8 protein-coding genes are annotated in these 8,142 nt (G+C 44.6%); 3 read left to right on the forward strand and 5 right to left on the reverse strand.

Annotated elements, in window-relative coordinates:
* Window positions 1-85 precede the first annotated feature (85 nt).
* The 5 genes from LAY41_RS31805 to LAY41_RS31825 all read right to left on the reverse strand — a co-directional run bounded on the left by LAY41_RS31805 (window position 86) and on the right by LAY41_RS31825 (window position 4,963).
* The gene (locus tag LAY41_RS31805; RefSeq protein ID WP_249106679.1) at window positions 86-973 is read right to left on the reverse strand and encodes a nucleotidyl transferase AbiEii/AbiGii toxin family protein; all 888 of its coding nucleotides are present in this window, start codon (window positions 971-973) and stop codon (window positions 86-88) included.
* Between the two features lie 76 nt (window positions 974-1,049).
* Window positions 1,050-1,685 carry a uracil phosphoribosyltransferase gene (upp, locus tag LAY41_RS31810; RefSeq protein ID WP_249106680.1) on the reverse strand — a complete coding sequence of 212 codons (636 nt, stop codon included), beginning with the start codon at window positions 1,683-1,685 and terminating at the stop codon, window positions 1,050-1,052.
* A 225-nt stretch (window positions 1,686-1,910) separates the two neighbouring features.
* Entirely contained in the window at window positions 1,911-2,318 is a 408-nt protein-coding gene (locus LAY41_RS31815; RefSeq protein WP_249106681.1) for a response regulator, read from the reverse strand.
* Between the two features lie 31 nt (window positions 2,319-2,349).
* Window positions 2,350-3,576, reverse strand: a complete 1,227-nt coding sequence (locus tag LAY41_RS31820) for a URC4/urg3 family protein (protein WP_249106683.1) — start codon at window positions 3,574-3,576, stop codon at window positions 2,350-2,352.
* Window positions 3,577-3,697: 121 nt separating this feature from the next.
* Window positions 3,698-4,963: a GTP cyclohydrolase II gene (locus LAY41_RS31825; protein ID WP_249106684.1), complete on the reverse strand. Its 1,266-nt coding sequence runs from the start codon at window positions 4,961-4,963 to the stop codon at window positions 3,698-3,700.
* A gap of 733 nt (window positions 4,964-5,696) precedes the next feature.
* Between LAY41_RS31825 and LAY41_RS31830 the strand changes: the two genes are divergently transcribed.
* The 3 genes from LAY41_RS31830 to LAY41_RS31840 all read left to right on the forward strand — a co-directional run.
* Window positions 5,697-6,428 (forward strand): gamma-glutamyl-gamma-aminobutyrate hydrolase family protein, encoded by a 732-nt coding sequence (locus LAY41_RS31830; protein ID WP_249106686.1) that lies wholly within the window; start codon window positions 5,697-5,699, stop codon window positions 6,426-6,428.
* Window positions 6,429-6,523: 95 nt separating this feature from the next.
* Window positions 6,524-7,435: an RnfABCDGE type electron transport complex subunit D gene (locus LAY41_RS31835; RefSeq protein WP_249106689.1), complete on the forward strand. Its 912-nt coding sequence runs from the start codon at window positions 6,524-6,526 to the stop codon at window positions 7,433-7,435.
* Window positions 7,436-7,603: 168 nt separating this feature from the next.
* Window positions 7,604-8,142: DUF2330 domain-containing protein (locus LAY41_RS31840; protein ID WP_249106690.1), on the forward strand; the 539-nt coding region annotated here is incomplete at its 3' end.

The following is an 8,142-nucleotide window of genomic DNA, read 5'->3' on the forward strand; positions in this document are numbered from 1 at the left end:
TTAATCAATCCTCTACATTTAAGAAATTGGTTTGCTAATTGCTGCTACTGTACCTCATAACAGCGGGAACCGCTGTAGCTAGGGGCTAGCTATATAATCCAGCTTCTTGCAGACTTTGTACCAGTAATTCTGTCAGTCCCAGCGTTTGCGCCCACCCATTGAGATAACCTTTATCTAGTTGTTCGCCTTGCAGCTTCATTACACCTAAAATATCGCGCCATTGCTTTTGAGATCCGAATCCCATCCGATATAAAATTAGTTTCTCCAAAATGATGTCTTCTGGTGTGGGCAGAACTATTTCTCGGTCGGGGTTCCGCCGGACGACTCTAGTTTGCCGTCGCTGGAATTCTGTTTGATTAAATGGTTCGTCTTTGAGAATAAAAATGTCAATTTTGCCAAGAGATTCGTTGTCAATCAGGTTAAAAGAACCTTTATAGCGAATTGCTTCTAGTACAGCATTTTCTGACACATAAAATCTTGGCTGTAGCGCTTGGATTAATCGATCGACTTTTTCAATATGCAAGTCTGCTACTAAGTCAATGTCTTGGGTGCTGCGCGGTTCGCCCAAAAGGGAACTAGCTACCGACCCGCCTACAAGGTAGGGAATTTCCAGATTGTTTAAAATGTCAGCGACAACAAGGGCTAAAGAAATGGGGTCATTTAGCATTATTGGTTGCTCAAAATAAAGCTGACTAACAGATAAAATACTGGCTATGGATTGAAAGTTTAGTCCGAGCGATCGGGCCATGAATTCCCGCCTAATAAAAGCAGCATCAGCATCTGGATAGCGATGCTGTATCGCCAAAAGGCACATTTCCCAACAACCTTTAGTCCAACCGCTGACTATTTCGGCTTTTTTCCACAGAGGAAGCTGACGCCATAGCCCAAACTGTACTTGTTCAGCTTCGATAGAAGTATCTATCGATTGAGTTCGATAACTAAGGGTTGGGGTACGTGGGTGAGTCCCAGTCATGGCGTAAGCTCCTTAAAATCTTTTCATCTGCGTTCATCTGCGGTAAAAAACTGACTTTTCGGATAGGTTCTTAGCCCTACTTAGTCCCGTAAAGACGATCGCCTGCATCCCCTAGTCCCGGCACAATATAACCGTGTTCGTCCAAATAATCGTCAATTGCAGCAGTGTAAATGGGAACATCGGGATGTTGTTCTTGAAAATGAGCAATTCCCTCCGGTGCTGCTAACAAACACAAAAACTTAATTGACACCGGATTTACTTCCTTAATTCGGTCAACAGCAGCAACTGCTGAATTGCCAGTTGCCAACATCGGATCGACAATCAAAACATCTCGCTGTTCGATATCGTAAGGAAATTTGAAATAATATTCAATGGCGACATGAGTTGTGGGGTCGCGGTACAAACCGATATGTCCCACTCTTGCTGAGGGCATTAGTTCCAAAATTCCGTCCAAAATCCCCTGTCCGGCTCGCATAATCGAGACAATTACCATCTTTTTTTCAGCTGCTAGCATCGGGGCCAACATTGGCGCGATCGGCGTTTCAATATCTTCATATTTCAGCGGCAAATCCCGCGTCACCTCATAAGCTAACAACATCCCGATCTCTTTGAGGAGGTTGCGAAATTTCGCCGTGCTGGTCGTCGTTTGGCGCATCAGCGTCAACTTATGCAGAATCAAGGGATGGTCGATTATAGTAACTTTAGCTGTCATTTGTTGGTTCTTTCTGGTCAAATATGCTGACAAGTTTGGGGGGATAAAAGTCTTGTTCCCCCCAGAGTTGGGGGGCTAGGGGGGCGAAGAGCGTAAGTCCTCATAACTAGCAACTTGCGTTACTAGAAAAATGTTTATGGTTAACATTAGCATAATAATTCCGAAACACCCCTATATAACCTATTTATCTAATCATTAAAACAATGATTTTTGCTGCAAGACTTTTCACGATACATCATTTCTGAGCTTGGCAGCTTGGTATATCTCAGCAGCCTCTTGGACTACAGCCTTCAGTTCATCTATATTACAAGGCTTAGTGATTAATTTGAAAACTTGAGCCTTTTTTTTCTTATCTGCGAGGCCATCCATTTCTTCACCAAGGCCACTTAGAAGAATGCGAATTGTATCCGGGAAGCGCTCTATTGTGCTGGTTAAAAATTCAATCCCATTCATTTGCGGCATCAGCTGATCGGAAATAATCACGGCCATTTCGCCTTCGCGATCGAGCATTTCTAAAGCGCCGATCGGACCATCTGCTTTAAATATTTGAAATTGACGCCGAAATGTCCTGTAAAGCAAATCCAGGTTTTCAGGCTCGTCATCAACCACCATTAGTTTGGGTTTTTCGGACATCTGCAAATTTAACTCGGCTATCTACTAATTTTCAAAACACAGTTCCATCACTTTCTATTTGAATTGGGGGAACGCCGCCTTCTCTTAATAATGATGCAATTCGGCGTCCAGCACTCCAGGTTCCTCCTTGTAAAACCTTCACCAGCGGTAATTCAGCACTACTCAAATTCAGCTTTTGTCTGATGGTGGCGGCAATCCGATCCAACAAAGTGACGGTTAACGCTCGCCATTCTACAATTATCTCAGATCCAACAGGATAACGATCGCGCAAAATGTCTGGATATTTCGCCTCCAGCAGTCCAATATCCAGGCACAAACCGCCATTGCGATATTCTGAAAGTCCGGTAAGCTCGTTTAATCCCGTAATTTCTAAACCAAGTTCTTGGAGTGGTTCTAAAAGAGAATAAGTTAACCACTGGGAAAGTTTGTGGAACGGGACATAGCGTTCGCTCTGATTATCTCCCTCCAAAGAAGGATGTATCCAGACATCGCCTAAGTTAACATCTGCGATCGCCAATCTTCCCGGCCAAATTTCCCCCAATCCCTCCAAAACTGCACTCAACACCGCACTTGCTGCCAGCTGGTTATTGTTGTTATCCAGCAGATAATTTACCATATTTCCAGGCCGGGGATTCTCAGTCCCAAAAACTTTTGGATGTTGAGTTAGCACTTGTCCCAAACGCTGTAACAATTCTAACCTGCCTTCCACACCTACCAGCGGATTATCTGCACTCACCTGAAATCCTGGCATTAGTTCTTCTGGCGTCAACTCTTGAAGTCCTTTAGCATCAGCTTGCCAAGGTACAGGGTGACTGGAAAAAGTGCCTTGACAAAACATCCGAAAACTCGCTACCGCCAACCCTTCCGAACGGCGAAACACTTGTTCTGTTTCCCGTTCGTAATATTGCCAATTTGCACCCGCGCCGGCATCTAGCAAAACGCTGATAATTGCCAAATCAAATTTAACTTTAGTTTTTTCTAATGGTGTAAGTCCTGCCAAAGTGCGATCGAGTTCTGCGATCCGAGATACATTCCCAACCTCAAAATGTCGCCAACGACTATGAAAGGGAATTTCTAGGTTGGGATACTCTTCGCGCATGACTTGAATAACATAATCAGCGCATTTATCCAGCTTGGTTAAATCAACGCGAAAGTGACTGAGTTTATTTTCACATCCCAAATTGAAGATGCGATCGCACCTTTCTCGAATTGCCGCCGGACTTCTCAAATATGCAATAGCTTGTTTGTCATTAGTCATTGGTCATTGGTCATTAGTCATTGGTCATTGGTCATTAGTCATTGGTCATTGGTCATTTGTTGCCTTCAAAATAAATTTTAAATCTGCCATCTAAAATTTGAAATTTACCAATGACCAATGACTAATCTGTCAAACTCCTTCCCTTGATATTAGAAAGTGCGATCGCATCTGGCGTTTCTCCCGGCGTGTAGTAACCAGCAGCTTGCTTGGCGGCGATTTCCACCCTTGCATCTTCTGGTATTCTATCTTCAGGAATAGCGATGCGATCGATTACTTCAATGCCAGAATTTATAATTGCGTTATACTTCATATCGCTCATCGAAACTAATCTGTCAATGCGAGTAATTCCCAACCAATGCAACACATCTGGCATTAGTTCTTGAAAACGCATATCTTGAACTCCCGCCACGCATTCAGTCCTCGCAAAATAGGCATCGGCCCGATCGCCTCCTTCCTGACGTTTGCGAGCATTATAAACCAGAAACTTTGTAACTTCGCCCAAAGCGCGTCCTTCTTTACGAAAATAGACAATTACACCAGCACCGCCTGATTGTGCTGTCTGGATACAAACTTCAATTCCATGCACTAAATAAGGACGACAAGTACAAATATCGGAACCAAACACATCCGAACCATTGCATTCATCGTGTATCCGCACGGCGAGAACTCGATTGGGGTCTGTAATTGCTTCTACATCTCCTATTAAATAAACTGTAATGCCACCAATGGGAGGCAAAAATATGTGTAAATCTGGGCGCGTCACCAATTCTGGGAACATCCCACCAGTTTGTTGAAAGAGAATGCGCCGCAAATCGCTTTCTTTAACATTGAGACGCTTGGCAATTCCTGGCAGATACCAAACCGGATCGATCGCAACTTTAGTTACTACTAAATTGCCATTACTTTTTAAGATTTTACCATCAACTTGCAATATACCTTTTGCTACTACTTCTTGCAATTCTGGCATATTTATGTGAGCTTTGGTAATGGCAATAGTCGGGCGAAGATCGTAACCATCCTCATAAAATTGTGTGTAAACTTCACCTACAATGGCACCAAAAGGGTCGAGAGCAATAATTTGATCGGGATCGGCCCAACTGGGGTGCGGCCCAATGCGGACAACGGGAGATGTATTTGTGAAGTCGGGACGGTGATTTGCCTGAAGTGCGCCAGATGCGATCGCCAATGCGCGATATACTGCATAAGAACCTGAATGAGTGCCGATCGCATTCCGCTGAGTCGCGTTAGTTAACGTGCCAATAATAGGCCCCCGTTTGATGGGATCGCTTTCTCCCCAACGTATTGGAAGTGGATTTTGACCCGATCTGTTGGGATGGGATGTCAAAACAATATGTTTGTGTTTAGATACTGGTTTTTGGTTTTCCATAACTTTCCTAGAGTAATATCTTACTGGTGATAAGTAGGTGGGCGTAAATAAACTGAACTCCCAGAAACCCGGTTTCTCCAAGAAACCGGGTTTCTAAGCTTTGTAGGTTGGGTTGAGGTACGAAACTAGGGCAAATGCGTTGGGTTTCGCTTCACTCAACCCAACCTACAAAGAAATGGCGAAGGTATTGTCCAAGAAACCCGGTTTCTAAGGGCTTGGCAGTTTTACGTTTAATTATGCCCACCTACTTAGTAAATGTTAAACTACGATCATAGCAAGCAAATTTTAGATTTTGTAGTGTTTTCCACTGCCAAAATCATATAACGCCAAAAAATCCCAGATGGAAGAACGGATTTATAGCCACATTCATACTGCTCTGCATCAACAAAGTAATGAGTTTGAACAGAGGAATTGATATTTCTATAATCGAGAGTTGATTAGACATCTCCTTTCATAGAATGTAGAGACGTTGCATGCAACGTCTCTACAAGGGTTCAAGGGTTAGCACCTTTAATTTCTGGAGATGTCTATTATTTCTATCACCTCAGTATCTGCCGATACAAACTTGCCCCAACATCTGTGAGTAAGCTAAGGTTTCGCTTTGGGAATTACAGCCAGAAAACAACTGTTAATCTTGGGGAATAAAACTGAGTACATTTCCGATGAGCGGGGAATACTATCTTAGGGGTTGGGTTTTCGTTGCCCACCCAATATCATAAACTGAGACGATCGCATGAAATTTTATCCACCGCTAATTGGCATTACTACCTCCGGTCAAAATCAGACAGGCAGCTTTTGCGTGCGGCGCGAATATATAGACGCAGTGCGCCGCGCAGGTGGTTTACCCATGCTGCTACCTCCAGGCGAACCTCACCTAGCTACCGTACTGGAATGGGTAGATGGTATTCTTTTTTCAGGCGGGGGCGATATTGACCCAGCCACCTATAACGGCGCAGCGCATCCGACAATCTATAATGTAAACGCAGAGCGCGATCGCTTCGAGCTATCCCTAGCCCAGCTCGCCCTTCACTCAGACATCCCCATCTTAGGCATCTGTCGCGGTTTAGAAATACTCGTAGTCGCAAGCGGCGGCAAATTGGTAACTCATCTACCCGACGAATTTGGCGAAACAATAACCCACCGGGCACAACAAACTCGCCCCTGCGAGCATAGCATTCAAATTACCACAGGCACTCGCCTTGCCAGCATCATCAGCCCAGGAGAAGCAAAAATTATCTCTTGGCACCATCAAGCAGCCAGCACCATCCCAACAGCTTGGCGTCTTGCAGCACAAGCACCTGATGGCGTCATAGAAGCATTAGAGCATGAATATCATCCTTGGGCCATAGCACTCCAATGGCATCCAGAACTCGCCCTCAACGACACCCGCCAGCAGCGAATTTTCCGCACCTTCGTTACAGCAGCACAGCACCGGAAAGCAGCATTTTCTCAAAAAACTGGCTAAGAGGCCGATATCTGTAACGATTTTGTCGCATAGCAACTATTTTAGTCTCAGCAGTATCTAAATTTAGAACAAAGCAATTCTTCCCTTAACACGCAATGCTCCTCAAAGATATCCGAGACTACCAAATTCTGTTTTTATCCCTCTTCCTAGTATTGGGCATCGGGACAAGGGACTGGACACTACGACCTGACTTAATTCTAGTTGCGATCGCCACCTGCCTCCTCACCCAATGGGTAGCAGAGCGTGCAGCATCCATCTGGCCCCACCTCAAAGTAAACATCCAAAACCTATTCGCACAATCCGAAAATCATTCGCCCAAACTGAATTTAGACTTACTAAACCCTCAAAAACACAATTCACTTCGCAGCGCCGCCATCACAGCCTTAAGCCTTTGTCTGCTACTGCGAGCAGAGCATTACACCACAATGATTGTCGCAGGAATACTGGCAATTTCCAGTAAATTTATCTTTCAAATTGGACACAAACATTTCTTTAATCCCGCCAACTTTGGCATCATAGCAGCTCTCATCTTCACCAAAGATGCCTGGGTTTCCCCCGGACAATGGGGAGAAGATTGGTGGTACGCACTTTTATTTGTCGGTGGTGGCGGCATGATATTAAAACGAATAGGCAGATGGGACACAACCGCCGCTTTTTTAGGTTCCTACGCATTGCTCGAAGCTATTCGCAACATTTGGCTAGGTTCGACCTGGGACGTTTATTTTCATCGCTTAATGAGCGGCTCATTATTGCTGTTTGCCCTATTTATGATTACCGACCCCCGCTCAATCCCAAATGCCAAAATAAGCCGCTTGATATGGGCAGCGTCCATCGCCCTACTAACCTTTATCCTGCGTAATTACTTCTTCGTTTCCACCGCAGTATTCTGGGCATTGTTTGCTCTTGCTCCCCTAACCATCCTCTTAGATTATCTTTGGACAGCACCCAGATTTAAATGGTCACTTTTCCGCAGCCAATTGAGTTTAGATTTAAGTAGGTTGGGTTGAGTTTACGAAACCCAACACTGAGTAGGGGCGAAGCATTCGGGCTATAACTTATCGCTCTCTCCCTAGATTTTTTCCCCGAATGCTAATGCCTCCGGCACGATGGAGCGAACGCCCCTACACGCTCTCTTCAAACCTACAATTCTGACCAATTACAAAAAGGAACTTGCCATGAAGCCATTTCGTATCTTGATAACTTTACTGATAACATTCCTAGCTATTATTTGCTTTGCCCCTACAGCTTGGGCATTTTGCGGTTTCTATGTCGCCAAGGCTGATACCAAACTTTACAACAAAGCCTCTCAAGTCGTTATCGCCCGTGATGGTAGCCGCACTATTTTAACAATGGCAAATGACTATCAGGGAGATGTCAAAGACTTTGCCTTGGTTGTCCCCGTTCCTGCCGTTTTACAGCAAGAACAAGTGCGCGTTAGCGACCCCAAAATTATCGAAAGATTAGATGCTTTTAGTGCGCCTCGATTAGTAGAATATTTTGATGAAAACCCTTGTGCAGAAGATTACGATATCAGAAGGAGGAACGGCGGTACTAGAGGGCCAGCAATGGAAGCAAGTGCATCAAGGGATAGGAATGAGCAAAATGCCTTTGGCGTCACCATAGAATCTCGCTTTTCAGTAGGAGAATACGACATTCTCATCCTCAGCGCCACCGAATCAAACGGTTTGCAAACATGGCTAATCCGCAACGGCTA

The sequence above is a fragment of the Argonema galeatum A003/A1 genome (genome assembly GCF_023333595.1).
GTDB lineage: Bacteria > Cyanobacteriota > Cyanobacteriia > Cyanobacteriales > Aerosakkonemataceae > Argonema > Argonema galeatum.